This is a genomic window from Winogradskyella sp. MIT101101 (genome assembly GCF_047126865.1).
In the GTDB taxonomy this organism is placed as follows: Bacteria; Bacteroidota; Bacteroidia; order Flavobacteriales; family Flavobacteriaceae; genus Winogradskyella; species Winogradskyella ouciana.
In genome coordinates this window covers 2,833,942-2,860,089 of sequence record NZ_CP138982.1, presented here as the reverse complement: position 1 = coordinate 2,860,089, position 26,148 = coordinate 2,833,942, and the positions used below count along the sequence as shown (strand labels likewise).

The 26,148-nt window shown below is 34.8% G+C and carries 21 protein-coding genes and 2 pseudogenes; 19 read left to right on the top strand and 4 right to left on the bottom strand.

The window, feature by feature from the left end:
* Nucleotides 1–25: 25 nt before the first annotated feature.
* On the top strand, nt 26–481 hold the full coding sequence (locus tag SIB89_RS12875; protein ID WP_412560089.1) for a GAF domain-containing protein: 456 nt from the start codon (nt 26–28) through the stop codon (nt 479–481).
* Between the two features lie 53 nt (nt 482–534).
* On the opposite strand, the gene SIB89_RS12870 is transcribed toward SIB89_RS12875, so the two are convergent.
* On the bottom strand, nt 535–1,788 hold the full coding sequence (locus SIB89_RS12870) for an ABC transporter permease (protein ID WP_273288787.1): 1,254 nt from the start codon (nt 1,786–1,788) through the stop codon (nt 535–537).
* 145 nt (nt 1,789–1,933) lie between these two features.
* On the opposite strand from SIB89_RS12870, the pseudogene purH reads away from it, so the two are divergent.
* The 6 genes and pseudogenes from purH (at nt 1,934) to rodA (ending at nt 9,160) form a co-directional block, all read left to right on the top strand.
* Nucleotides 1,934–3,464: pseudogene (gene purH, locus SIB89_RS12865) on the top strand (bifunctional phosphoribosylaminoimidazolecarboxamide formyltransferase/IMP cyclohydrolase).
* A 113-nt stretch (nt 3,465–3,577) separates the two neighbouring features.
* On the top strand, nt 3,578–4,606 hold the full coding sequence (locus SIB89_RS12860) for a rod shape-determining protein (RefSeq protein ID WP_155088459.1): 1,029 nt from the start codon (nt 3,578–3,580) through the stop codon (nt 4,604–4,606).
* 10 nt (nt 4,607–4,616) lie between these two features.
* Nucleotides 4,617–5,438, top strand: a complete 822-nt coding sequence (gene mreC, locus SIB89_RS12855) for a rod shape-determining protein MreC (protein WP_412560088.1) — start codon at nt 4,617–4,619, stop codon at nt 5,436–5,438.
* Nucleotides 5,431–5,937 (top strand): rod shape-determining protein MreD, encoded by a 507-nt coding sequence (locus tag SIB89_RS12850; protein ID WP_412560087.1) that lies wholly within the window; start codon nt 5,431–5,433, stop codon nt 5,935–5,937. Before mreC ends, SIB89_RS12850 begins: the two co-directional genes overlap by 8 nt.
* Nucleotides 5,934–7,876, top strand: a pseudogene (gene mrdA, locus SIB89_RS12845) (penicillin-binding protein 2). The gene SIB89_RS12850 and the pseudogene mrdA overlap by 4 nt, the downstream one beginning before the upstream one ends.
* A 3-nt stretch (nt 7,877–7,879) precedes the next feature.
* Entirely contained in the window at nt 7,880–9,160 is a 1,281-nt protein-coding gene (gene rodA / locus SIB89_RS12840; RefSeq protein ID WP_273288779.1) for a rod shape-determining protein RodA, read from the top strand.
* A gap of 55 nt (nt 9,161–9,215) precedes the next feature.
* Here rodA and SIB89_RS12835 read toward each other — a convergent pair whose 3' ends face one another.
* Nucleotides 9,216–11,855: a valine--tRNA ligase gene (locus tag SIB89_RS12835; protein WP_412560086.1), complete on the bottom strand. Its 2,640-nt coding sequence runs from the start codon at nt 11,853–11,855 to the stop codon at nt 9,216–9,218.
* A 187-nt stretch (nt 11,856–12,042) separates the two neighbouring features.
* On the opposite strand from SIB89_RS12835, the gene SIB89_RS12830 reads away from it, so the two are divergent.
* Nucleotides 12,043–12,471, top strand: a complete 429-nt coding sequence (locus SIB89_RS12830) for a DUF1573 domain-containing protein (protein WP_155088635.1) — start codon at nt 12,043–12,045, stop codon at nt 12,469–12,471.
* 30 nt (nt 12,472–12,501) lie between these two features.
* Here SIB89_RS12830 and SIB89_RS12825 read toward each other — a convergent pair whose 3' ends face one another.
* A complete protein-coding gene (locus tag SIB89_RS12825) occupies nt 12,502–13,791 on the bottom strand; it encodes an aspartyl protease family protein (protein WP_412560085.1) in 1,290 nt (429 codons plus the stop codon).
* Nucleotides 13,792–13,961: 170 nt separating this feature from the next.
* On the opposite strand from SIB89_RS12825, the gene SIB89_RS12820 reads away from it, so the two are divergent.
* The 11 genes from SIB89_RS12820 (at nt 13,962) to SIB89_RS12770 (ending at nt 25,135) form a co-directional block, all read left to right on the top strand.
* Nucleotides 13,962–15,152 carry a pyridoxal phosphate-dependent aminotransferase gene (locus tag SIB89_RS12820; protein ID WP_412560084.1) on the top strand — a complete coding sequence of 397 codons (1,191 nt, stop codon included), beginning with the start codon at nt 13,962–13,964 and terminating at the stop codon, nt 15,150–15,152.
* Entirely contained in the window at nt 15,152–16,165 is a 1,014-nt protein-coding gene (gene murB, locus SIB89_RS12815; protein WP_412560083.1) for a UDP-N-acetylmuramate dehydrogenase, read from the top strand. Before SIB89_RS12820 ends, murB begins: the two co-directional genes overlap by 1 nt.
* A gap of 196 nt (nt 16,166–16,361) precedes the next feature.
* Nucleotides 16,362–16,895 (top strand): RNA polymerase sigma factor, encoded by a 534-nt coding sequence (locus tag SIB89_RS12810; RefSeq protein ID WP_155088450.1) that lies wholly within the window; start codon nt 16,362–16,364, stop codon nt 16,893–16,895.
* A gap of 11 nt (nt 16,896–16,906) precedes the next feature.
* The gene (locus SIB89_RS12805) at nt 16,907–17,701 is read left to right on the top strand and encodes an anti-sigma factor domain-containing protein (protein ID WP_155088449.1); all 795 of its coding nucleotides are present in this window, start codon (nt 16,907–16,909) and stop codon (nt 17,699–17,701) included.
* 127 nt (nt 17,702–17,828) lie between these two features.
* Nucleotides 17,829–18,032, top strand: coding sequence for a membrane or secreted protein (locus SIB89_RS12800; RefSeq protein ID WP_155088448.1), 204 nt, complete (start codon nt 17,829–17,831; stop codon nt 18,030–18,032).
* Nucleotides 18,033–18,038: 6 nt separating this feature from the next.
* A complete protein-coding gene (locus SIB89_RS12795; protein WP_412560082.1) occupies nt 18,039–19,148 on the top strand; it encodes a glycosyltransferase in 1,110 nt (369 codons plus the stop codon).
* On the top strand, nt 19,139–19,684 hold the full coding sequence (locus SIB89_RS12790) for an RNA polymerase sigma factor (RefSeq protein WP_412560081.1): 546 nt from the start codon (nt 19,139–19,141) through the stop codon (nt 19,682–19,684). The genes SIB89_RS12795 and SIB89_RS12790 overlap by 10 nt, the downstream gene beginning before the upstream one ends.
* Nucleotides 19,684–20,928 (top strand): Nramp family divalent metal transporter, encoded by a 1,245-nt coding sequence (locus SIB89_RS12785; protein ID WP_412560080.1) that lies wholly within the window; start codon nt 19,684–19,686, stop codon nt 20,926–20,928. Before SIB89_RS12790 ends, SIB89_RS12785 begins: the two co-directional genes overlap by 1 nt.
* 51 nt (nt 20,929–20,979) lie before the next feature.
* Nucleotides 20,980–21,852 (top strand): lipoyl synthase, encoded by an 873-nt coding sequence (gene lipA, locus SIB89_RS12780; protein WP_412560079.1) that lies wholly within the window; start codon nt 20,980–20,982, stop codon nt 21,850–21,852.
* On the top strand, nt 21,852–22,868 hold the full coding sequence (gene gap / locus SIB89_RS12775) for a type I glyceraldehyde-3-phosphate dehydrogenase (protein ID WP_412560078.1): 1,017 nt from the start codon (nt 21,852–21,854) through the stop codon (nt 22,866–22,868). The genes lipA and gap overlap by 1 nt, the downstream gene beginning before the upstream one ends.
* A 119-nt stretch (nt 22,869–22,987) precedes the next feature.
* Nucleotides 22,988–25,135, top strand: coding sequence for an ATP-binding protein (locus SIB89_RS12770; RefSeq protein WP_412560077.1), 2,148 nt, complete (start codon nt 22,988–22,990; stop codon nt 25,133–25,135).
* Here the strand turns inward: SIB89_RS12770 and lpxK are convergent.
* A complete protein-coding gene (gene lpxK / locus SIB89_RS12765; protein ID WP_412561916.1) occupies nt 25,132–26,130 on the bottom strand; it encodes a tetraacyldisaccharide 4'-kinase in 999 nt (332 codons plus the stop codon). The two genes, SIB89_RS12770 and lpxK, sit on opposite strands and share 4 nt — an antisense overlap.
* Nucleotides 26,131–26,148: the final 18 nt, after the last annotated feature.

The following is a 26,148-nucleotide window of genomic DNA, read 5'->3' as shown; positions in this document are numbered from 1 at the left end:
ACTTTTACCAAAAGTTTTTTTACTAATGACATTTGAAGCCTTAAAACCTGAAATAAAAAAAATCGCCACTCAAAATAATTTGAGTGTTGACGAACGCCTACTCAACATATGCGAAGTCCTTGAAGCCAACATAGAATACTACAATTGGGTTGGCTTTTATTTTAAAAATGGTGATAAGCACGAATTAAAACTAGGGCCTTACGTTGGTGAACCGACGGATCACACTATAATTCCATTTGGAAAAGGCATTTGCGGACAAGTAGCTGTAAGTAATCAGAATTTTGTAGTACCAGATGTGTCTGCCCAAGATAATTACATTGCCTGCAGTATAACCGTAAAGGCAGAAATCGTTATACCAATTTTTGTCAATGGTGAAAATGTTGGTCAAATAGATATAGATTCAAATACTCCAGATCCTTTTACTGAAGCAGATGAACGGTTTTTGGAATTTGTTTGTAAGGAAGTTGCAAAGATCATTTAAAATTCCTCTCAAAGTCGCAAAGAAAAAACAATCAACAACCTACAACTAAAATACTACATCCCTGTCCTAATAGCCTCAACAGGGTCTAATTTAGATGCTGATATGGCCGGAACAACTCCAGAGATTAAACCTATAAATGTTGATAAAGCAAAGCCTAGGAACATGTTTCCGAAAGAGAGTACAAATTCAAAATCATCACCGACAACCCCATTCATCACCATTGCTATAATCCAAACAAACAACAGCCCAACTAAACCACCAACAACAGCTAGGATAACAGCTTCAAACAAAAATTGAAATAAAATAAATCTGTTTTTAGCACCTAAAGACTTTTGAATTCCAATAAGGTTGGTACGTTCTTTAACGCTTACAAACATAATATTAGCAATACCAAAACCACCTACCAATAGTGAGAAGCCACTAATAACCCAGCCCACTAAATTCAGTGTAGCTATAATTGCATCAACAAAAGATACCAAGCCAGCTATTTTATTTACAAAAAAGTTATCATCCTCATCTGCTTTTAAGCCACGAAAAGCTCTAAACTTTTGTTTTAAAACGCTCTCAAAAGCACCAATATCCACACCTTTTTCTGGCTTTATGATTATTGCTCCAGGCAAACCGCTTACACCTCCGTTTTTAAAACGTCTTACAAAATTTGCTGGCACATAGGCCCTGTCGTCTGGAGAATCTCCTAAACCTGCGCCTACTTTTTTCAATACACCAATGACGCTGAGTTTTCTGCCATACACACGAATTTGTTTCCCAATTGGATTTGATGTATCAAAAAGATTTTCAGCCAAACCTGCACCCAACACTATAACCGGAGCACCAGTTTCAGATTCTAGTTCGGAGTAAAATCTTCCTTTTTCAACTTTAAAGTCTTCAATAGTATAAATTTCATTAGAAACCGGAGTCACATTAACACCAGATACCGTTTCTGCCTGATAACGTACCGTTTCATTACCTCCAAAAATCATGTAAGCAGAAGCTTCAATATCCGGAACATTTCTCCTCACAAAATCAAAATCATCATAATCCGTTTGAGGAAAGTTATCGCGTTTCCAACGTGGAACCTCTGTTGGCCCAAAAGAAAATTTCGATAAGTAGATGGTGTTTTTATCTAAACCAGATAAGCTATCTTTAATATTCTTATCCAAGGAATCTACCGCAGCCAGAACAGCGATAATGGAGAAGATACCAACCGTAACACCTAACAGCGATAAAAATGTACGTAGTTTATTGTTTCTAAGCGCATTTAACGCGAATGAAAAACTCTCTTTAAATACTCTTAAATAGACAAGCATAGGTTGGCAAAATTAAATCAATTTAAAGATAGGACGTTTTCAACAATTTATTGTTACAAAAAACTTAAATAAACTCGTTTTACCACTACAATTTTACTAGTGAATATGTTTATTTTTGCAACATCAAAATTCACAACACAACATTATGAGCAACAAAACTATGTCCTCTGCGCTAATCTCAGTATTTAGCAAAGATGGATTGGCACCAATCGTCAAAAAACTCAACGACCTCAACGTTACCATCTACTCTACCGGTGGAACAGAAAAATTCATCAAAGACCTAGGCATCGATGTTATTGCTGTTGAAGATGTCACTTCTTACCCTTCCATTCTTGGTGGTCGTGTAAAAACTTTACACCCTAAAGTATTTGGCGGTATTTTGAATCGTCAAAATCATGATGGAGATGTTGCTGAATTGGCAGAATTTGAGATTCCTCAAATCGATTTGGTCATTGTTGACCTCTACCCTTTTGAAAAAACCGTAGCGTCTGGAGCAAGCAACCAAGATATTATTGAAAAAATTGATATTGGAGGTATTTCTCTAATCCGAGCTGCAGCGAAAAATTATGCTGATGTCACTTGTGTGTCTTCGGTTGATGATTATGCTGAATTTTTGGAGCTACTTGAAACTAAAAATGGAGAAACTTCTGAAGATGACAGAAAACGATTTGCCGCTAAAGCATTTAACGTATCATCTCACTACGATTCTGCGATTTTTAACTACTTCAACAAAAATCACGATATAGCTTCGCTAAAAATCAGTGAAACCAATGGTAAAGTGTTGCGTTATGGTGAAAACCCACACCAAAAAGGGTTTTTCTTTGGTGATTTTGATGCCATGTTTACCAAACTTCACGGTAAGGAATTAAGCTACAACAACTTGTTAGATGTTGATGCTGCTGTAAATTTAATATTGGAATTTAAAGGCGAAGACCCAACTTTTGCCATCCTAAAAACACAATAATGCTTGTGGTTTTGCTCAAAGAGCAACTGTACATCAAGCTTATGTGGATGCTTTGGCTGGCGACCCAGTTTCGGCATTTGGTGGTATATTAATTTCTAATACAGAGATTGATAAGGCTACTGCAGAAGAAATTCATAAGTTATTCTGTGAAGTGGTCATTGCACCTTCATTTAGTGACGAAGCCTTAGAAATTCTGAAAGGAAAGATAAACAGAATTCTTTTAATTCTTAATGACGTAGAATTACCAAAAACCACAGTTAGAACTTGTTTAAATGGTGCATTGGTACAAGAAAGAGATAATAAAACTGACAGCCTAGACGATTTAAAAACCGTTACCAATTCAACACCGTCGCAAAGCGAATTGGAAGATTTAATATTCGCTTCAAAATTGTGTAAGCACACCAAATCCAATACCATAGTTTTAGCGAAGAATAAGCAATTATGTGCAAGTGGTACAGGACAAACAAGTCGTGTTGATGCACTTAACCAAGCCATACATAAGGCGAAGTCTTTCAATTTTGATTTAGAAGGTGCTGTAATGGCAAGTGATGCGTTCTTCCCTTTCCCTGACTGTGTGGAAATTGCCGACAACGCAGGCATTACTGCTGTTATTCAACCTGGTGGGTCAATTAAAGACGAATTAAGTATCAATTATTGTAATGAAAATAATGTCGCTATGGTGTTTACAGGAACACGTCATTTTAAGCACTAAAAAAAATCAAAGCAATAAACGTCTATAAACGAAGAAATAACGTATAATTTATTACATTTACGCGTAGTCATATATTTTGACCCGATTAACCCAAATTAATATTAGAATAGCGCATGGGATTTTTTGATTTCCTGACGGAAGAAATAGCCATAGATTTAGGAACTGCAAACACATTAATTATACACAACGACAAAGTTGTAGTTGATAATCCATCTATAGTAGCCAGAGACCGCATTAGCGGAAAAATTATTGCTGTTGGTAAAGAAGCCAACATGATGCAAGGTAAAACGCACGAAAACATAAAAACCATTCGTCCGTTAAAAGATGGTGTAATTGCAGATTTTGACGCTTCTGAGCAGATGATTAGTTTGTTCATCAAGAATATTCCCGCATTAAAGAAAAAGTTTTTCAATCCTGCGTTAAGAATGGTGGTTTGTATTCCTTCAGGAATTACAGAAGTTGAAATGCGAGCCGTAAAAGAATCTTGTGAGCGCGTTAATGGTAAAGAGGTTTACTTAATCCATGAGCCAATGGCAGCTGCTATTGGTATTGGTGTGGATATTATGCAACCAAAAGGAAACATGATTGTTGACATAGGTGGTGGTACAACCGAAATTGCAGTCATTGCACTTGGAGGTATCGTATGCGACAAGTCGGTGAAGGTTGCTGGTGATGTATTTACCAACGATATTATTTACTACATGCGTACACAACACAATCTATATGTTGGAGATAGAACTGCAGAAAAAATTAAAATACAAATTGGTGCTGCAACCGAGGATTTAGATTTACCGCCAGAAGACATGAGCGTTCAAGGACGCGATTTATTGACAGGTAAACCAAAACAGGTAAATATTTCTTATCGTGAAATTGCCAAAGCTTTAGATAAGTCCATTTTACGTATTGAAGATTCTGTAATGGAAACCTTATCACAAACTCCGCCAGAATTAGCAGCCGATATTTATAATACAGGTATTTATCTTGCAGGTGGTGGATCCATGTTACGTGGATTAGACAAACGTTTATCCCAAAAAACAGATTTACCTGTTTATATTGCCGAAGATCCTTTAAGAGCTGTAGTTAGAGGTACAGGAATTGTGCTTAAAAACTTATCTAAATACAAAAGCGTATTGATAAAATAAGAAGTAAATAATGCAACAAATCATCAATTTTGTTATAAGAAACAAAACCTTTCTGTTGTTTTTATTGCTTTTTAGTATTGCTTTAGCCTTAACCATTCAGTCGCATTCCTATCACAGAAGTAAGTTTATAAATTCAGCCAATGGATTAACTGGAGGTGTTTACGGTGCTGTAAATTCAATCGATAAATATTTTGATTTAGAGCAAGAGAATAAAATCCTTTCAGAAGAAAACAAAAGACTCAGAGAGCAATTATTCAATTCGGAAATAACCGCAGACAGTATAGTAATCGACACTAGTTATTCAAGCGGACGCTATAGAGTTATAGTAGCCGATGTATATAAAAACAGCTACTCTCTGACCAATAATTATCTTACTATAAACAAAGGAAAAAACGACAGTGTTAAGCAAGATTTTGGTGTCATTACCTCAAAAGGTATTGTTGGTATTATAGATAACACTTCAAAGAACTATGCGACAGTGCTTTCTATTTTGAACAAAAGAAGTAGAATAAACGCAAAGCTAAAATCTTCTAACCATATAGGTTCTTTAATCTGGAATGGCGATTCACCTGAACTTGCTCAACTCATTGATGTTTCAAAATTTGCACCTGTAAAGGTTGGTGATACGATTGTAACTGGTGGTCAATCTTCAATTTTTCCAAAAGGTATTGGAATCGGTAAAATAGAAAGTTTTGAAACCGATATTAGTGGAGACACCTACACCATACAAGTAAAATTGTTTAACGATATGACCAATATCGGAACAATTTACATTCTTGAAAATCTTGATAAAGAAGAAATTAAAACACTAGAAAGCAGTAGTGATGAATAATGTTGTAGCATCAAATAGCATCCGATTTGTTGTACTGTTACTGGTACAGGTTGTGTTGTTCAGCAATGTTAATTTTATGGGTTATATCAACCCGTATATTTACATCATTTTCATATTTCTTTTCCCAATTAGAGAAACTAGAATGGTTTTGCTAATCACAAGCTTTCTTTTGGGTATGTTGGTAGATATGTTTTCTGATTCAGGTGGAGTACACGCAGCTGCAGCTGTGTTTTTAGCATACTCAAGGCCAGTGCTTTTAAAAAGCTCTTTTGGCATGTTATACGAGCATCAAACCATTAAGTTTAGCAATACGGATTTAGGTAGCCTAATCACCTATGTAACCTTTGGAACTTTAATCCATCATTTTGTCTTGTTTTCCCTTGAGGTTTTTAACATTTCGAGCATACTATTAATATTGAAAAAGACGTTATTCTCTAGTATTTTCACTATAATACTCAGTGTATTGATTGTAATTTTATTTAGTAGAAACAAAAAATGAGAAAACTATTACTCCTAACTACTGTTGTACTTGTTGGTCTTGTTTTTATAGCGCGCTTGTTCTATCTCCAAGTCTATGGTGGTTATGAATATGATGTTTTTGAAGACACAGCCATCAGAAAAGTTTACAACTACCCCAAACGTGGTTATGTCTATGACAGAAATGGTAAACTCTTAGTTGCTAATCAACCGTCTTATGATGTCATGGTAATACCAAGGGAAGTAGAACCTTTGGATTCTTTGGAGCTAAATGAATTCTGTAAACTCTTAAAAATAACAAAGGAAGATTATGCCAGAAAATTAGAAAGAGCCACAAATTACTCACCTCGACTTCCATCACCTTTTGTCCCTCAATTGTCTAAAACGGATTATGCCGTTTTACAGGAAAAAATGAGAAAATACGAAGGGTTTTATATTCAAAAACGTTCATTACGCTCATACCAAACCACAATTGGCGCCAATGTACTTGGTGATATTGGAGAAGTTAATCGCAGTATTATTGCCCAACAACCTTATTATAAACTGGGCGATTTAATTGGTAAGCAAGGTGTAGAAAAAACTTATGAAGACATCCTCAGAGGTGTAAAAGGGATTAAGTTCATTCAAAAAGACCGATTTAATAAAGACATAGGCCCTTTTAAAGAAGGAAAAATTGACACATTACCTGTCCCAGGAAAAGATATAACTATTACTATAGATTCTCAACTTCAGGCTTATGGTGAGCTTTTAATGACTAACAAACGAGGTGGTATTGTTGCCATTGAGCCCAGTTCTGGTGAAATTTTAGCTATGGTCTCTGGCCCTTCATATAATCCTAATTTATTGGTAGGTAGGAATCGCTCAGAGAACTTTAATAAACTTTATAGAGATAGTATTGCAAAACCTTTATTCGATAGAGGGCTTCAAGCCATGTATCCACCTGGTTCTCCTTTTAAAACCCTTAATGCTTTAGTGGCATTGCAAGAGGGTGTGGTTACTACAGAGGAACGTTTTAGTTGTGCGATGGGTTATCGGTACGGTAACCGTAAAATGGGATGCCATGCCCATAGAAGTCCAGCGAATATGAATATAGGTATTTATGAATCATGTAACGCTTACTTTGCCAATGTTTACAGGAGGATAATGGATAAATATGACACTCCAGCAGAAGGCATGGACAATTGGAGTAAGCACATCAAAAGTTTTGGCCTAGGCGATTACCTAAATAACGATCTATCGGTTGGTCAGCCTGGAAAAGTACCAACTGCAGCCACTTATGACAGAGCTTACGGTAAAAACAGATGGTACACTACTTTTACTATTTCTAATGCTATTGGCCAAGGAGAGGTATTGGCAACTCCTATTCAGCTAGCAAATATGGCAGCAGCGATTGGTAATCGTGGTTACTATTATACACCGCACATTATTAAAGATATAGAAGGAGGAAACCATACCAACCAAATTTACGACTCCAAACCATACTACCATAGATAAACGGCATTTTGAACCTGTTGTAGAAGGCATGTATGATGTTTACAACAAAGGGACGGCAAATATGTTGCAAGTAAAAGGTATCGATATATGTGGAAAAACTGGTACAGCAGAAAACTTTGCAATCATAGATAGTGTTAAAACTCAACTTACAGACCACTCCATATTTGTAGCATTTGCTCCAAAAGACAATCCGAAAATTGCTTATAGCAGTTTTTGTTGAAAACGGATATTTTGGAAGTCGATTTGCAGGAAGAATGGCAAGTTTAATGATAGAATATTACATTAGAGGCGAAATTACCCGAAAGGATATGGAGAATTTTGTGCTTCGTTATTCACTTGAGCATGAATACGAAAAACCATATTCAGGTGAACCCTTTGGCATTAATAGACAAACTACATTAGAACCAATAAGTGAAGAAGAATTTCAAAACCTGTTGAAACTTAAAGCCGAAATCCCAAAGTCTTAATGTATGCTTAGAGAAAACCAAAGACGTTTTAAATTTGATTGGCTAACTATCATCTTATTCTTATTACTGGTTGGTTTTGGGTATCTCAATATCTTATCGGCATCGCATGATGGCGATATCGTCAATTACTTTGACACCTCACAACTTTATGGAAAACAGCTTATTTTCATAGGTCTCACATTTGTGCTCATCGTACTGATTCTCTCTTTTGAAGCCAAGTTTTATGAACGCTTTGCCAGTATCATATATCTCGTCGCACTATTGGCATTGGTGGGTTTATTTTTATTCGGCAAAGAGATTAATGGCGCACGCTCGTGGTATGCCATTGGCAGCATGACTCTACAACCTAGTGAGTTTGCCAAATTTGCTACAGCTTTGGCAGTTGCCAAGTATATAAGTGATCTACAGACTAATATGCAAACCCTAAAAGACCAATTACGGGTTGTTGCCATCATATTTGTGCCAGCACTATTGATTCTACTTCAAAATGATGCAGGTAGTACTATTGTTTACCTTTCGTTTTTCTTTGTTTTTTATCGAGAAGGCCTGCAACAAATCTACCTTATTGTAGCATTATCATTGATAATATTGGCAGTTCTGGCATTGAAATTTGGTATGGTGATAACTGCTATTGCCTGTTTAATTGTTTTGGGACTACGATATTTTTTAAGAAAAAAGAAAAGAGCGTCTATTCTACAATATTTGCTTGTCTTGGGCGTAGCTATAGGATTTTCTTATGGTGTAAAATTATTTTACGAGCATGGTCTAAAAGTTCATCAACAAAACAGAATCAGTCTTTGGTTACGATTGGAAAAAGACCCAGTGAAACTAGAGCGAATGAAAAAGGACGAAGCCTATAACCTCATCCAATCCGAACAGGCCATAAGTTCTGGTGGGCTGACAGGAAAAGGATTCTTACAAGGCACCAGAACCACAGGTAAATTTGTACCTGAACAAGAAACCGATTATATATTTAGCACGGTTGGTGAAGAATGGGGTTTTTTGGGTAGTAGTTTTGTAGTCTTAGTATTTGTGCTTCTTATTATCAGGGTTTTGTATTTGGCAGAATCACAAAAGTCACAATTTAGCCGTGTCTATGGTTATGGTGTGGCTTCTATTCTCTTTGTGCATTTTACCATTAATATTGGTATGGTTATGGGCTTAATCCCTACGGTTGGTATTCCTCTACCTTTTTTTAGTTATGGTGGCTCCGGACTTTGGGGCTTTACAATTCTACTGTTTATCTTTATAAAGTTAGATAGCAATAAGATTAACGAATGGTAAATAAAAAAAGGCCACTAAATTAGTAGCCTTTTTTTTATTAATTGTCAAAATTTACTTAGTTCACTTTAAAACTATCTAAACTTGTTTTAATTGTTTCTATCTTAGCCAGTGCATCCGCTTCTTTCTTTTTCTCAGATGCTACAACTTGCTCTGGTGCATTATTTACAAAACGCTCATTAGACAATTTTTTCTGCACAGATTTAAGGAAACCTTCGGTGTAATTTAATTCTTCAGTTAATTTTTTAACCTCTGCTTCTACATCGATACTACCTTCCATCGGAATAAAATATTCGTTGGATTTTACTCTAAATGTCAACGCACCATCGACTGCTTCCTTTACATAGTCGAAGCTTTCTAAATTACCGAGTTTAGCGATAACCTCATCAAAAGTTGAAGCTTCATTTTCATTATTAACAACAGAGAAACCAATAGCATCCTTGAAGGCTATATTCTTTTGCTTTCTAATGTTTCTTATACCAGATACAACCTCGCTTGCAAAATCAAACTCAGAAATCAATTGTTCATTGATTGGTTTTTTCTCTGGCCATCTTGAAACTATCAGAGCATTTTCAGGCGAGCGTTCTTCTATATACTGCCAAATTTCTTCAGTTAAGAATGGCATAAAAGGATGAAGAATACGTAAGAGGTTTTCAAATATAGATATAACCTCTTCCAAAGTTTTCTTATCAATAGGCTGTTGGTAAGCAGGCTTAACAATTTCCAATAACCAAGATGCAAAATCATCCCAAATCAGCTTATACGTTGCCATTAAGGCATCGCTCAATCTATATTTACTAAAGTGATCTTCAATCTCTACAATGGTCTTTTGAAATTTAGCTTCAAACCATTCGATAGCAATTTTACTTGAGTTCGGTTGGGTGATATTATTATCAACTTCCCAACCTTTAATCAATCTAAAGGCATTCCAAATTTTATTGGCAAATTGCTTTCCTTGTTGACACAAGGCTTCGTCAAACATTAAATCATTCCCAGCGGCAGAACTCAGCAATAATCCAACACGTACGCCATCTGCACCATATTCTTCAATCAACTTTAAAGCATCGGGAGAATTTCCTAATTGCTTAGACATTTTTCGACGTTGCTTATCTCTCACCAATCCTGTGAGATAGACATTTTCAAACGGCTTTTCGTCCTTATACTCATAACCTGCAACAATCATACGAGCCACCCAAAAGAATAGAATATCTGGTCCAGTTACCAAATCGTTCGTTGGATAGTAGTACTTTATGTCTTCGTTTTCTGGATTTCGAATACCATCAAATACACTCATTGGCCATAACCATGAGCTGAACCACGTGTCTAGTGCATCAGTATCTTGTGTTAGGTCGTTGGTTGTTAGTTGCTGATTGTTTGTTTTTTCTCGTGCTAGTTTTAAAGCATCTTCTTCATTCTCAGCAACAACAAAATCTTCTTTGCCATCACCATAGTAATAAGCAGGAATTTGCTGTCCCCAAAGTAATTGACGAGAGATATTCCAATCCCTTATGTTCTCCATCCAATGACGATAGGTGTTTTCAAACTTTTTTGGAAACAATTTAACCTCATCATTCTTCAACACAGCATCTATAGCTGGTTTGGCCAAATCTTCCATCTTTAAAAACCATTGGTCACTTAGACGAGGTTCGATAATCGCTTTGGTACGTTCGGAAATTCCTACACGATTGGTGTAATCTTCAATTTTATTAATCTGTCCTAAGGATTCCAACTCTTTAACTATCGCTTTACGAACTGCAAAACGGTCTTGCCCTTCGTAATGCATACCATAGCTGTTTAAAGTTGCATCATCGTTAAAGATATCTATAACTTCTAACTTATGTTTATCTCCAAGAACCTTATCATTTTCGTCGTGTGCTGGTGTTACTTTTAAACAGCCTGTACCAAACTCTACATCTACATAGTCATCCTCTATAATAGGAATAACACGATTACAAATTGGTACAATCGCTTTTTTACCCTTAAGGTTTTGATGTCTTGGGTCTTCTGGATTAATACAGATGGCCGAATCACCTAAGATGGTTTCAGGACGTGTTGTGGCAATTGTCAGTGTATCATCGCTTCCTTCAACTTTATAATTGACATAGTATAGCTTTCCTTGTTTTTCTATGTACTCAACTTCTTCATCAGACAAGGTTGTTTTTGCTTCTGGATCCCAATTTACCATTCTGTAACCTCTGTAAATGAGTCCTTTATTGTATAGGTCTACAAAAACTTTGATTACCGCTTCAGACATATCGTCATCCATAGTGAATTTGGTTCTGTCCCAATCACAAGAGCAGCCCAATTTCTTTAACTGTTCTAGAATGACTCCACCATACTCTTCTGTCCAATCCCAAGCATGCTTTAAAAACTCCTCGCGAGATAAGTCATTTTTATCAATACCTTCTGCTTTTAACTTAGCAACAACTTTAGCTTCGGTTGCAATAGAAGCATGGTCTGTACCTGGTACCCAACACGCATTTTTGCCCAATAATCTTGCACGACGTATTAACACATCTTGTATGGTGTTATTAAGCATGTGACCCATATGTAATACTCCCGTAACATTTGGTGGAGGAATTACAATGGTGTAGGGCTCTCTTTCATCTGGTGTTGAGTGAAAATAATTGTGCTCCATCCAGTAGTCATACCACTTCTTTTCTACTGACAGCGCGTTATATTTTGATGGGATTTCCATATTTTGGTATCGTTTTTGCTAAGTAACTGACAAAAGTACTTATATTTCTTTTTTTGAAAAATTATTAGGTGATTAATATACGCTTAAAGCCTTAAATACTGTTAAATACAGTGCATTACATCTAATTAATTTTGAGGAGAGTTAAAAAGTAAGTAATTTTGATAGTATCAATTTAAAAATTTAAATGATGAAAAATTTAATAGCAATTTTATTTGTAGGTCTAATTAGTCTGGGATCTTTTGCACAAGAGAAAAAAGTAGCAAAAATTGAATTTAAGACAGACGTTATTGATTATGGTACAATTGAAAAAGGTGCTGACGGAGTAAGAACTTTTGAATTTACGAACACTGGTAATGCTCCATTAATAATCTCTAGCGTAAAATCTACATGTGGCTGTACAGTGCCTAAAAAGCCGAAAGGACCAATTATGCCAGGAGAAACAGGTGAAATTGAAGTAAAATATGACACCAATAGAGTAAATCCTATTAGAAAGACTATTACTGTTATCTCTAATGCTGAGACACCTACAGTGGCTCTTAAGATCAAAGGTTTGGTAGTAGACCCAGATAAAACAAGTGTCTTAGAAAAGAAAAACAAAAGCGTGGTTGAGCAATAAGCCTCAATCTTATAATAGAATTATGAGCTCTCATTCTGAGGGCTCATTTTTTTTGAAGGCATTATCTAACTTAAACTTAAATGTTAAGGTTTCACCGTTTCGAGCTGCTTTTAGCTTAATGCTCTTCCCTGTTTTGCCGTGAAAAATCTCATTGATTTCTGGCAACTTATAATCAAAGACCTCTTTACCATTAATACTAATGATAATATCACCGACTCTTAAACCTGATGCATACGCGTTAGACGATTTTCTTAATTCCACCACCTGGTATATGGGTTTTAATACCACTCTGTGATTTATAGAAAAATCAATTTGTATCGCATTTTTATTGTTTGGGCTAAGTTTATCATTCGAGGGCACCCTAATCTGTTCTTTTACAAAGATGGTTCCGTTATGCTCTAAGACTATTCCGCTGTTGTTGTAAGTAAAAGGATCTTTAAAAAAACTATTCTTTCGTAGATGCAATTTATTATTGGCATAGTCAAAAAAGAGGTTGAAGCGCTTTAAAATTTCGCCTCCCAAACTGCCTTTTCTACCTCTGTATATTTTGCTCAGATCAATGGAGGTTGAATCTGGAAAAGCCACATTAACATCGTTCAATTCAAAATTATTTAACTCAAATTTTTTGATTTTAGACCGTTTCCCATAAACCGATCCGCTAAGTCCTTTGCCTAAATAATCAACAAAAAACATATCCTTATTTGGTTTTATACTATCATCCTCAAATAACCACAATGCGTCGCTACTACCAGTATCTATGAGTAATTTTACAAGTTTTTCATTGCCATCTAGTGTGATTTTAGATTCTACATATGGTTTTTTTCTATGAATCTCAACAGGTATCGTTTTCCACCTTTTTGAAGTTTTTGGTTTAAATGAGTTCGGTTTGTATAATCTTATATATTTTGAATTATAGTTGATCTCTACAACAAAATCCTTAAAAACATCATAACCAATAATACCATGAACCAAAACACCTAGTCTTGGCGTAAAATTTATGGTATTATCAAACACCACATACAAATCTTGATTGTTACTTACCGCATCACCGATCTTAAACCTATTATTACTAGATCTTAAAGCTTCAAGTTTTCCATCAGCACCTAAACCATGTAGATAAAAAGTTTCTGTATTTTTCAAATCCAAAGAATCTCGCTCCGTTAAATTGAAAAGAATAGGTTTACTCACACCAGTATCTAACACAAATGATAAGGTTACTCCATTTATCTCAATTGGGATGATAATTAGGTTACTCGTAAATTCGAAGTTTATTTTTTTACTAGTATCATTCTTTAGAAAGAAATTGTCTTGGGCACTCAATAACCAACCACTTAGACTAAAAAAACATAAAATTATATTTTTAAAAAGTCGTTTCAATTTTGATTCAGTTTAATTGAAGTTACAAATCTTTACCTTACAACTTATTTTAAGCGTTATTTTTTACATAAACTTTAAGAAATTTCAGAACTTAGCGCTTTAAAACTACAACGATGCCAAAAATTTCAAGAAAAGGTATTAATATGCCAGAATCTCCAATTAGAAAATTGGTACCTTATGCTGAAGAAGCTCACAAACAAGGAAAAATAGTTTATTACCTTAATATCGGTCAGCCAGATATAAAAACACCTACGATTGCATTAGATGCAGTAAAAGTGCATTCATTAGATATTTTGGCCTATTCACGCTCAGAAGGTTCTGAGGATTATAGAAGGAAAATAGCAAAATATTATGAGCGTAACTCAATACACGTTACCCATAACGACATTATTGTTACAACGGGAGGAAGTGAAGCGCTTTTATTCGCTTTTGGAAGTATAATGGACGAAGACGATGAAATTATAATACCTGAGCCATTTTATGCCAATTATAATGGGTTTTCAACAGCTTCAGGAGTTAACGTTGTTCCTGTGATCTCAAAAATTGAAGATAATTTTGCCTTACCTCCTATTGAAGAGTTTGAAAAGTTGATTACACCAAAAACCAAGGCTATACTAATTTGCAATCCAGGGAATCCAACGGGTTATCTGTATTCAAAAGAAGAGATTAAAAAATTGGCTTCGATAGTTAAAAAGCACGACCTGTTCTTAATTGCAGATGAGGTATATAGAGAATTTGTCTATGATGGCATCTCCCACTATTCTATTTTACAAGAACCAGGACTAGAAAATCACGCTATAGTCATCGATTCTGTTTCTAAACGTTACAGCATGTGTGGTGCTCGTATCGGGTATTTGGTTTCAAAAAACAAAGAGGTCATTAAAACGGCTTTAAAGTTTGCCCAAGCAAGGTTAAGTCCACCAACTCTGGCACAAATTGCAAGTGAAGCAGCATTGGAAACCCCACAAAGCTATTTTGATGATGTTATTGAAGAGTATGTTAAGCGTAGAAACATTCTCATAGAAGAGTTAGAGAAAATTCCAGGTGTAAAAGTAGCTAAACCCAATGGCGCATTTTATTGCATTGCTGAACTGCCTGTGAAAAATTCTGATGATTTTGCGCGTTGGCTTTTAGAGTCTTTCGATTACGAAAACAATACTATAATGGTTGCACCCGCAGCTGGTTTTTATTCAACACCAGGTGTTGGCAAAAATCAAATTCGTATTGCCTATGTATTAAATGAAGAGAGTTTAAGAATTGCTGTAAAAATATTGGCAGAAGCACTAAAAGCTTATAAAGACTAATGACCATAGAAAAAAATGTTTCATTAAAACCTTTTAACACTTTTGGCATTGATGCAAAAGCGACTTCTTATTGTAATATATCTACAGTAGAAGAGCTTAAAAGCATTTTAGAACAGCAATATCAAAATCCATTTTTTATTCTTGGTGGTGGGAGTAACATGCTTTTAACAAAAGATATTGAAGCTTTGGTACTTCATATCAATCTAAAAGGTATTACAGTTGAAAGTGAAACTGATGATAAGGTAATTGTAAAGGCTATGGCTGGTGAAAACTGGCATGATTTTGTTCTTTGGTGCTTAGATCATAATTATGGTGGAATAGAAAACTTGTCTCTTATTCCAGGAAACGTTGGTACAGCACCTATTCAAAACATCGGAGCTTATGGTGTGGAACTCAAAGATGTTTTTGTGAGTTGTGAAGCAATGCATGTAGAAAGTCAAACCCTAAAAACTTTTACCAAAGAAGATTGTAAATTTGATTATAGGGAATCAATCTTTAAACAAGAACTAAAAGGAAAATACATTATAACAAGTGTAAATTTTGAGTTAAGCAAAACCAGCCATAAATTACATATGGATTATGGCGCTATAAAGGATCAATTGAAACTTTCAGGTGTTACCAATCCAACAATCAGCGATGTATCTGAAGCCGTCATTGCCATAAGACAAAGTAAATTGCCAGATCCTAAAGAGATAGGTAATAGTGGGAGTTTTTTCAAAAACCCTATTATTTCAAAAGCCCAATTTGAAAAGCTTAAGAAAAACTTCCCTGAAGTCCCTTCTTACAAGGTTTCTGATGAAAGTATAAAAGTGCCTGCGGGTTGGCTTATTGAAAAAGCTGGTTTTAAAGGTAAACGCTTTAATGATTATGGTGTTCACAATAAACAAGCCCTAGTACTAGTTAATTATGGCAACGCAAAAGGAAGTGATATTTATGATATGGCTCTTTTAATTAAAAAGACAATTAAGCGCATTTTTGATATCTCTATTGAAACTGAGGTCAATATTATATAAACAAAAAGCCACAAATTAAATTGCGGCTTTTTAATTTAGAATAATTTTTTAAAATGCTATTAACCAATCTCTCAAGGGAGAAAACTATTCTAACTTATTATGTGCTATTAACCTTGTAAGGCCTAATTACTTATATTTACGTCTTTAAATCCATTTTGGACGTTACATAAACTAAAAACACTAAGATTTTAACATTTTGAGTATTACACCTACAGAGCAAAAAATAATTGATTTCCTTAAAGAAGGAGATAAACGTGCTTTAAATCTGCTCTATGAAAATTATTCCAGTAGTTTATATGGTGTAATTTTAAAAATTACAATAAATGAGGAAATAGCTGAAGATGCCTTGCAAGAGACTTTTATAAAAGTCTGGAAAAACGCTCATAAATATGACTCAAGCAAAGCAAAATTATTCACTTGGTTATTCCGTATTGCGAGAAATACTGCCATAGATAAACTCAGAAGTTTTAATAATCGCTACCAGAAAGAAGTCCAAATTGATACTTCAAACGTATATATCTTACCAACAAGCAATTTAAACCAAGATGTTATGGATATTAAAGAGCATGTTGGACGATTAGAAGAAAAGTACCAAATTGTGTTAGATGCCCTGTTTTTTCAAGGTATGACACAACAGGAAGCGAGTGATGAATTAGATATTCCGCTTGGTACTATTAAATCTAGATTAAAAATAGGTTTGCGCGAACTTAAAAAAGTTTACGACCCTTAAAAATATTTATTATGGAAACAAAATTACATAGTTTTTTAAATTCTAACTTACTGAATAAGTATTTAGTAGGTGAGACTTCCAGTGAAGAAACTAAGGAAGTAGAATATTATATTAATAACTTCCCAGAAGCTGCCAAAGCTTATGATAAGTTGCAGTATAATTTAGAACTTATTGCCAAGGCAGGTGCCGTTGATGTGCCAAAAAATGTTTTGGCAAATATCTTAGATGCTTTGGAAGAGTCTAATGACACAAAGGTTATTCAGTTGGTCCAAAACAGAAAGACACCTTGGTATAGCATTGCCGCTAGTGCAGCAGCTATATTATTTGCAGTGACATCATTTATGTTATATCAAAAAAATCAAAATTTATCTAACGAGAATAATGTTGTCGTTGATGAAATCTTTGATCTAAGAAGTGATATTGAAAACAACAATGCTAAACTAGATGAGTTATCTAGAGAGCTAAACAAATTGAACGATCCGGATGCAAGAAAATATGTTATCAATGGTAATGACCGTGCTAAAGATTTAAAAACTGTAGCATATATCAATCCTGTTGAAAAAACATCTATGATTGATGTGATAACATTACCTAAATTGCCAAAAGATCAGCATTATGAAATTTGGGCTGAGCTACAAGACAGAATGGTTAATTTAGGTATTTTGGACGAGTCTGATCGTAAATTGAGACCAATACCATACATGGAAGATGCATTGGCCTTGAGTATTAAAATTGGTAACAAAGGAGATGCGAACAACACCACCGATACTGAGGTAGCAGAGGTATCTTTAAAAGAAAAAGAATAACAGAAGTTGCTATCATAAATAAAAAAGGCGCATTTAATCAAATGCGCCTTTTTTAATGAGGTTGGCAAGATATGATTTATAACTTATTAGCAAAAGCATTATCTTTGCATCAAATTGATTCTTCTTAATGAAATTACTACTTATAACACTAGGATTATTAGCCTTGGCAATAGCAGGTATAGCCATAAAACTATGGGCAAAAAAAGATGGTGAATTTGCAGGTACTTGTGCCAGTCAAAACCCAATGCTCAATAAAGAAGGGGAAGCTTGTGGTTTTTGTGGAAAAACTCCAGATCAATTTGAAGATTGTAACGAACCTCAACATTCTTAATCCTTAATGAGTTTTACAATACTATTCTTTGCTTTTTTAGTAATAGTATGTATTCAAATTACTTATTATTTCACTTTTCTTTTTTCGTTCTCTATTAAACGAGAAGAGGTTCGCTTAAAAAAGCATATCCCTGTTTCTGTAATAATATGTGCGAAAAATGAAGCTGAAAATCTACAGCGAAATCTTCCCTTAATTGCAGAGCAAGAGTATTCAGATTTTGAGATTGTTTTGGTTAACGATAGTTCTTCTGACGAAACCCTAAGTGTCATGGAGAGGTTCAAAAAACATCATAGCAATATTAAAATTGTTGATGCCAAACCCATCGAAGCGTTTTGGGGAAATAAAAAATATGCGCTAACACTGGGCATAAAAGCTTCAAAACATAATTTTCTGGTTTTTACTGATGCGGACTGCAGACCAAATTCCAGTAAATGGCTACAGCACATAAGTAGTAAGTTCTCCAATCAAAAAGCAATAGTGCTAGGCTATGGAGCTTATGCTAAAAAGCGATTTTCTATATTAAATAGCCTTATCCGTTTTGAGACTGTGTTTACCGCATTACAATACTTTTCATACGCAAGTCTAGGGCGAGCTTATATGGGAGTCGGAAGAAATATGGCTTACAGAAAAGAACTGTTCTTTAACAACAACGGTTTCAATGGTCATATGGCCATTAAGTCTGGAGATGACGATCTATTTATAAACGAAGTTGCTGATGACAAGAATACAGCAATTTGTGTCTCTAAAGAAAGTTTCACCGTTTCAGAGCCTAAAACCGCTTTTAAAGATTGGATTTCACAAAAGCGAAGACATATCAGTACTGCTAGTCTGTACAAAAGCAATCATCAAATTCTATTGGGTTTGTTTTACACTTCCCAGCTCCTATTCTTGATTTTAGGCACGCTACTACTCTTAATTGGTTATAATTGGCAATGGGTAGTAACACTTGTTGTTTTACGTTATATAGTTCAGCTTGCAAGCTTTGGGTTGGCTGCTAAAAAACTTAATGAAGTTGGTCTTATCCTTATTACCCCTTTTCTAGAATTATTTTTAATTACCGCACAATTAAGTATATTTATTGCTAACCTTATATCTACACCCAAACATTGGAAATAAAAGACGCGATTAAAAAAGCTAAAGAGAATGACCAGACTGCGTTCAATTTTTTACTAGACACCTTTTGGAATGATGTTTATGCCTTTCAATTAAAGCGCACCCAAAATGAAAATGATGCTGAAGATATCACCATCCAAACCTTTTCAAAGGCTTTTGACAAGATAGACACTTACAATGAAGATTATAAGTTTAAAACGTGGCTGATTACAATATCAAAAAATATCCATATTGACCTGGTAAGGAAACAGAATAGAACAATCAGAAATACATCAAAAGATGATGAAGACCATTATCTTGAAATTATTGATGATTCGCCTACACCAGAAGACAAAATCATTACGGAACAAAATCTTGCCAAGCTACTTAGGGATATAAAAAAACTAAAGCCGCATTATCAAGAGGTGATTAACCTGAGGTACTTTCAAGAACTCAGTTACAAAGAAATTTCAGAAGATCTCAACGAACCTATCAATAATGTTAAGATAAAGCTTTTAAGGGCAAAAAAACTTTTGGCAGCCATTATTACTAAATCCTAATGCTTTCAAAATTAAAAAAACTAGGTCCAGGACTATTATTTGCAGGTGCAGCAATAGGAGTATCGCACTTGGTACAATCCACAAGAGCTGGAGCCGATTTTGGTTTAGGCCTACTTTGGGCACTATTACTAGTTAACTTATTTAAATATCCGTTTTTTCAATTTGGCCCTAGATATGCGTCTGCTACTGGCGAAAGTTTATTGGAAGGTTACCGTAAATTAGGTAAAGGCATACTAATAGCTTATTTTATTTTGAGCCTTGCTACTATGTTTACTATTCAAACTGCGGTAACTATAGTAACAGCTGGGTTGGCAAATTCCCTATTTGGAGATATAAGTTTTTTAAATTTTGGCATTCAAAGTATAGACAGTGTTGAAATTTGGACAGTTATCATTTTAACCATTTGCTTATTAATACTCTTTTTAGGCAAATACAGTACTTTAGACAAGCTCATAAAGGTTATAATCGTTACCCTGACCATTAGTACATTAGTTGCAGTGTATTTTGCTTTTACCGAGTTTGAAGCTTCAGTTTCCTTAGTTCAAATTTTACCTGAAAGTAAAGTGGAAATTGCATTTTTAATTGCCTTTATGGGTTGGATGCCAGCCCCTTTGGATATTTCCGTATGGCATTCCATTTGGGCTATAGAAAAGAAAAAGGACGAAGGTTCATTTTCGCCCAAAAGTGCTTTACTCGACTTTAATATTGGTTACATGGGAGCCATAATCTTAGGTATAGCATTTGTTTGTCTCGGTTATTTTGTAATGTTCAATTCTGGCGAAACCTTCAGCGAGAAAGCTGCTGTTTTCTCAAATCAGCTCATTGATTTATATACCAAAAGTTTAGGAAATTGGGCCTATATCATTATCGGAATTGCAGCATTAACCACCATGTTTAGCACTACCATAACCACACTAGACGCCTCACCTAGAGCAATGTCCAAAAGTGTAGATTTATTATTTGACAAACCAAAAAAGAATGGCTATTTGTTCTGGATTTTAATTTTAACCACAGGGACACTTTTTATCTTTTTCGCTTTTGCCTCAGAAATGGGATTACTTATAAAAATCGCAACAATTCTGTCATTTGTCACCGCACCTTTCTATGCCATTATCAATTACAAATTAATAGCCAGTAAGCACACACCCAAAGCATGGAGACCAAGTATATACCTTCATGTTTTATCATGGATGGGCATACTGTTTCTTATAGGATTTAGCATTTGGTATCTAACCACTTTGTAGGCTGTTTTAATTTATTACTTTGTATCTTTGCTTTCTCGAAATTGAAAATGAATGGAAACCAAAGTTGCTTCAAATATTTTACCAGAACGTAAACCTAAATGGCTTAGGGTTAAATTACCTACTGGCAAAAAATACACTGAACTCAGAAGTCTTGTAGATAAATATAAACTTAATACAATTTGCACCTCAGGAAGTTGCCCGAACATGGGTGAATGTTGGGGAGAAGGTACAGCTACATTCATGATTTTAGGAAACGTTTGCACTCGTTCTTGCGGATTTTGTGGCGTTAAAACAGGACGACCAGAAACTGTAGATTGGGACGAACCCGAAAAAGTAGCGCGATCTATAAAAATCATGCAAATTAAACATGCTGTTTTAACAAGTGTAGATAGAGATGATCTTAAAGATATGGGAAGTATTATGTGGGCAGAAACCGTTAAGGCTGTTCGTAGAATGAACCCTGAAACGACGCTTGAGACTTTAATTCCAGATTTTCAAGGTATAGAAAAACATATTGATAGAGTTATAGACGTTGCGCCAGAAGTGGTATCCCACAATATTGAAACTGTAAGACGATTAACCCGAGAAGTTAGGATTCAGGCTAAATACGACCGAAGTATGGGAGTTTTAAAATACTTAAAACAACAAGGTCAGCGTAGAACAAAATCTGGTATTATGCTAGGTTTGGGTGAAACTCGAGAAGAGGTTATAGAAACACTTTACGATTTAAAGGAAAATGATGTGGATGTAGTAACCATTGGGCAATACCTTCAACCGAGTAAGAAACACTTACCGGTAAAACGATTTGTCAATCCTGATGAGTTTAAAGAGTTTGAAGAAATTGGATTAGACCTTGGCTTTAGACATGTAGAGAGTAGTGCTTTGGTGAGATCTTCGTACAAGGCACAAAAACATATCAACTAATGATTAAGGTTGCCATTAATGGATTTGGTAGAATTGGTCGCCGTGTATTTAGGTTAGCTCAACAACATCCAGAAGTAGAAATTGTTGCCATAAATGATTTAGCAGATACTAAGACTTTAAGTCATTTGCTAAAGTATGATAGTATTCATGGTGTTCTAAAGGATCATATTTCGTCAGATGAAAGTCATATTGTGGTTAATGACACTTCGATTCCGCTTTATAATCAATCACATCCAAAATCTATTGATTGGAAAGCAATTCAGCCTGATTTTGTTATAGAGGCTACTGGTAAATTTAAAACCAAATCAGATTTACAACATCATATTAATAATGGTGCAAAACGTGTTATTTTATCAGTCCCTTCCATGGATGATGATATAAAAACCATAGTTTTAGGTGTTAATGATGACAGTATTAACGGTTCTGAAACCATAATATCCAATGCTTCTTGCACAACAAATAATGCTGCACCAATGATTGCATTGATCAATAAGTATTTTGGCATAAAACAAGCATACATTACAACGGTGCATTCTTATACTACCGATCAAAGTTTACACGATCAGCCACATCGAGATCTAAGACGTGCTAGAGCGGCTGGACAATCTATAGTCCCAACGACTACAGGAGCGGCAAAAGCCTTGACAAAGATTTTTCCAGATTTGTCAGATGTTATTGGTGGTTGTGGTATTAGAGTCCCAGTTGCTAACGGTTCACTTACAGATATAACCATTAACGTAGAAAAAAACACTACTATTGAAGAAGTGAATGCGCTTTTTAAAAAGGCTTCAAATTCCAACTTAAAAGGTATTTTAGAATACACCGAAGATCCAATAGTCTCAATAGATATTGTGGGTAATCCACACTCGTGTATTTTCGATTCTCAAATGACTTCTGTCATCGGAAACATGGTTAAAATCGTAGGTTGGTACGATAACGAAACTGGCTATAGTTCAAGAATTATAGATTTAATTTGCAATTTATCGGATAAAAAAGCACTTTTGTCGAATAAATAATTATATTTGTTTAAATAAAGTGAGCTGAAATGTCCCGAATCAAATATTACATATTTGTTTTTTTAGCGTGTTTTTGCAGTCTGGTTTTCGCACAAGTAAATGATGTCGAAGATGAGGATATGCTATCTATGAGACTTCAAGAACGTGTTAACCAAGCTAAGCTAGAAAGTGATCGTGGAGACTATTATAATGCATTAGGTAATCTAGACAAGGCTAAAGAAATTGCTGAAAAAATTGACGACAAAAAAAGTCTTGGATCAATTCACACAAAAATTGCGAAAGTAAGATATCTTGTAGGTGAAACGGATAAAGCTAATGTAGCTCTTAATACAGCTATTCAACTTCAACGCGAAAACAGCGATTACGCAAATCTCGCCATTACTTATAATATTAAAGGTGTTATCCATAATACAAAGGAAGAGTATCTTGATGCCCTAGAGTATTATAATTCTGCCAAAACATTATTTGAGCAAGAAAACTTAGAAAAATACATTTCTGAAGTTACTTTGAACGAAGCAAAGTCTTATATCGCCTTAGAGCGCTATGATGAAGCTAAAACACAGTTAGAAAAAACTGTTATCATTGCAAAAAAATATGACCAAAGACCCATTTTAAGTAGTGCCCTAATACAAACAGGTAAGGTTTCTAGTGCCCTTAACAGTAATGATTTGGCACTAACTCAAGTCGAAGAAGGTTTATCTATAGCAAAATCATATAATCTTCTAGAAAATATTAATGAAGCCTATTTAACCTTAAGTGATATTCATAAAAAAAGAGGAGACTACAAAAGTTCTCTAGAAAACATTACAAAACATATACACTTATCAGATTCTATACTTAACGTTAAGAGAGAAAATTTAGCACCAGGCATTACAAGCCAATCGATTAATCAATATAAGGACGCACAAAACGCACAGCTAAAAGAAACCTTAGAAGAAGTAAATGCTGAAAGTAATTTTACAAGGATTACAACAATATTAAGTATTGCTCTAATAACAATTTTATCGCTTCTAACCTTATCGTTATATAAAAACAATAACATTAGGTTAAAGACCAATAATATGCTACATAAAAAGAACGATGAGCTTATTGTAGCGAAAGAAAAAGCGGAACTTGCCTCTAAGACAAAAGCCAATTTCTTGTCAACGGTGACACATGAGTTACGTACACCACTTTATGCTGTCACAGGTCTAACGAATATGTTATTGGATGAAAACCCTAAAGAGCATCAAGTACCACACTTAAAGTCATTAAAATTCTCTGGAGATTATCTTTTAACTTTTATAAATGATATTCTACAAATCAATAAAATTGAAGCTAATAAAGTTGAATTAGACCCAGAAATATTCAACCTTAAAAACAAAATAGAAAATGTAATTTCTGCCTTGAGCAATTCAGCTAAAGACAATGGCACTAAATTACATTTAGACTATGAAGAAACGTTGCCAGAAACTTATAATGGTGACCAATTAAAGATTTCCCAAATCTTAATTAACCTACTTGGAAATGCTATTAAATTCACAAAAGATGGAGACATCTGGGTGAGAGCGTACAAAATTGATCAAAAGGACAATAAGTACACGCTGCGCTTTGAAATTGAAGATAATGGCATTGGTATTACAAAAGAAAAACAAGACCACATGTTTGAGAGCTTCTCCCAAGGCTCTGTGCAGATTAACCGTAAATATGGTGGTACTGGTCTAGGTTTATCTATTGTAAAAGGACTTATTCAGATTCTTAAAGGTAAAATTTACTTAAAGAGTGAGCTCGGAAAAGGCACTACATTCTTTTTTGAAATTCCTTTAGAAAAAGCTGAAAATGTTGAAAAACCTAAAGTAGCAGAAATTAAAAAATCTAATAAGATGGAAGATTTGGATTTAAGTAACGTGAAAATTTTAATTGTTGAAGACAACAAAATCAACCAAATGATTACCAAGAAAATCCTAAACAAAATGGGACTTTATTGCGATGTTGTTGACAATGGAGAAGCTGCCATAGAGCAAGTAAAATCTACAGAATACAATGTAGTATTAATGGATATCCACATGCCAGGCATTAGCGGATTAGAAGCGACTAAAATCATTAGAACTTTTGATAAAGACTTAACCATCTTTGCGCTAACGGCTGTAACTCTAGAAGATAAAATGCATGAGTTTGGTGAAGCAGGCTTTAATGATATTATCTCTAAGCCATTTAAACAAGAAGATTTTGAAGGCAAACTCTACGATGTACTTTCGGGTAAAGAGGTGGTCTCTAGTTTCTTTTAGTATACAAATGCTTTGATTGCTTCATCAAAAACAGTACCGTCATCAATAATTAATTCTATAGGCAAATAATACAATTTGGCTTCCAAGCTTTCATTGTCAGATAATCTGACATAATCCTTTTCTGTCGTTAAAATCATCTCTTTTTCAGTCAGCATCTCTATATCATTGGGTCTAAAGCTATAATGGTCTGGGTATTCTACGTGATCAAATTTCAGCCCTTTTTCTTCGAGAAACCCAACCAATGGTTTAGCATTTGCAATACCAGTGACCAAAGTAAATCTTGGTAGTGACTTCAACTCTAATTTCTTATTCTTTGATATTACATTTTCAGAATAGCCAATGTGACTAAAAAATAATTTCTGGCGCGATCTTATCTTTAATTTAGATTCTATTTTAGTCTTTTCAGCTTCAGTTATATCCTTAGGGCATTTGGTGACAACAATGATGTCTGCACGTTTAGCACCAGAACGTGGCTCCCTTAAATTTCCTGTTGGCAATACCATATCAGTAAAGTAAAGATTGTAATAACTGGTTAGCAAAATATTAAAACCCGCTTTTACTTTTCTATGTTGAAAGGCATCATCCAATAAAATAACCTCAGGTTTGTTATCTAGTGCTAGGAGCTGTTCTATACCATTTTGGCGATCACCATCAACAGCGACCTCAATGCCTTCAAATTTTCTATAAAACTGATAAGGCTCATCACCAATAGTATCAGCAGTGGCATCATCGTCTCCTAATACAAATCCTTCTGTAATACGTTTATAACCTCTGCTTAGGGTTGCTACAGATGTTCTGTCCTTCAATAATCGAATCAAATACTCAATCATTGGTGTCTTTCCCGTACCACCAGTACTGAGATTACCAACGCAGATAATCGGCAAATTATAAGATTTAGAAGACTTAATACCCTTGTCGTACAGCCAATTGCGCACCCATGTTACAACATAGTAAATAGGCACAAAGGGAAACAATATGATACGGATAATCTTCACGAGCACTAAAATATATTA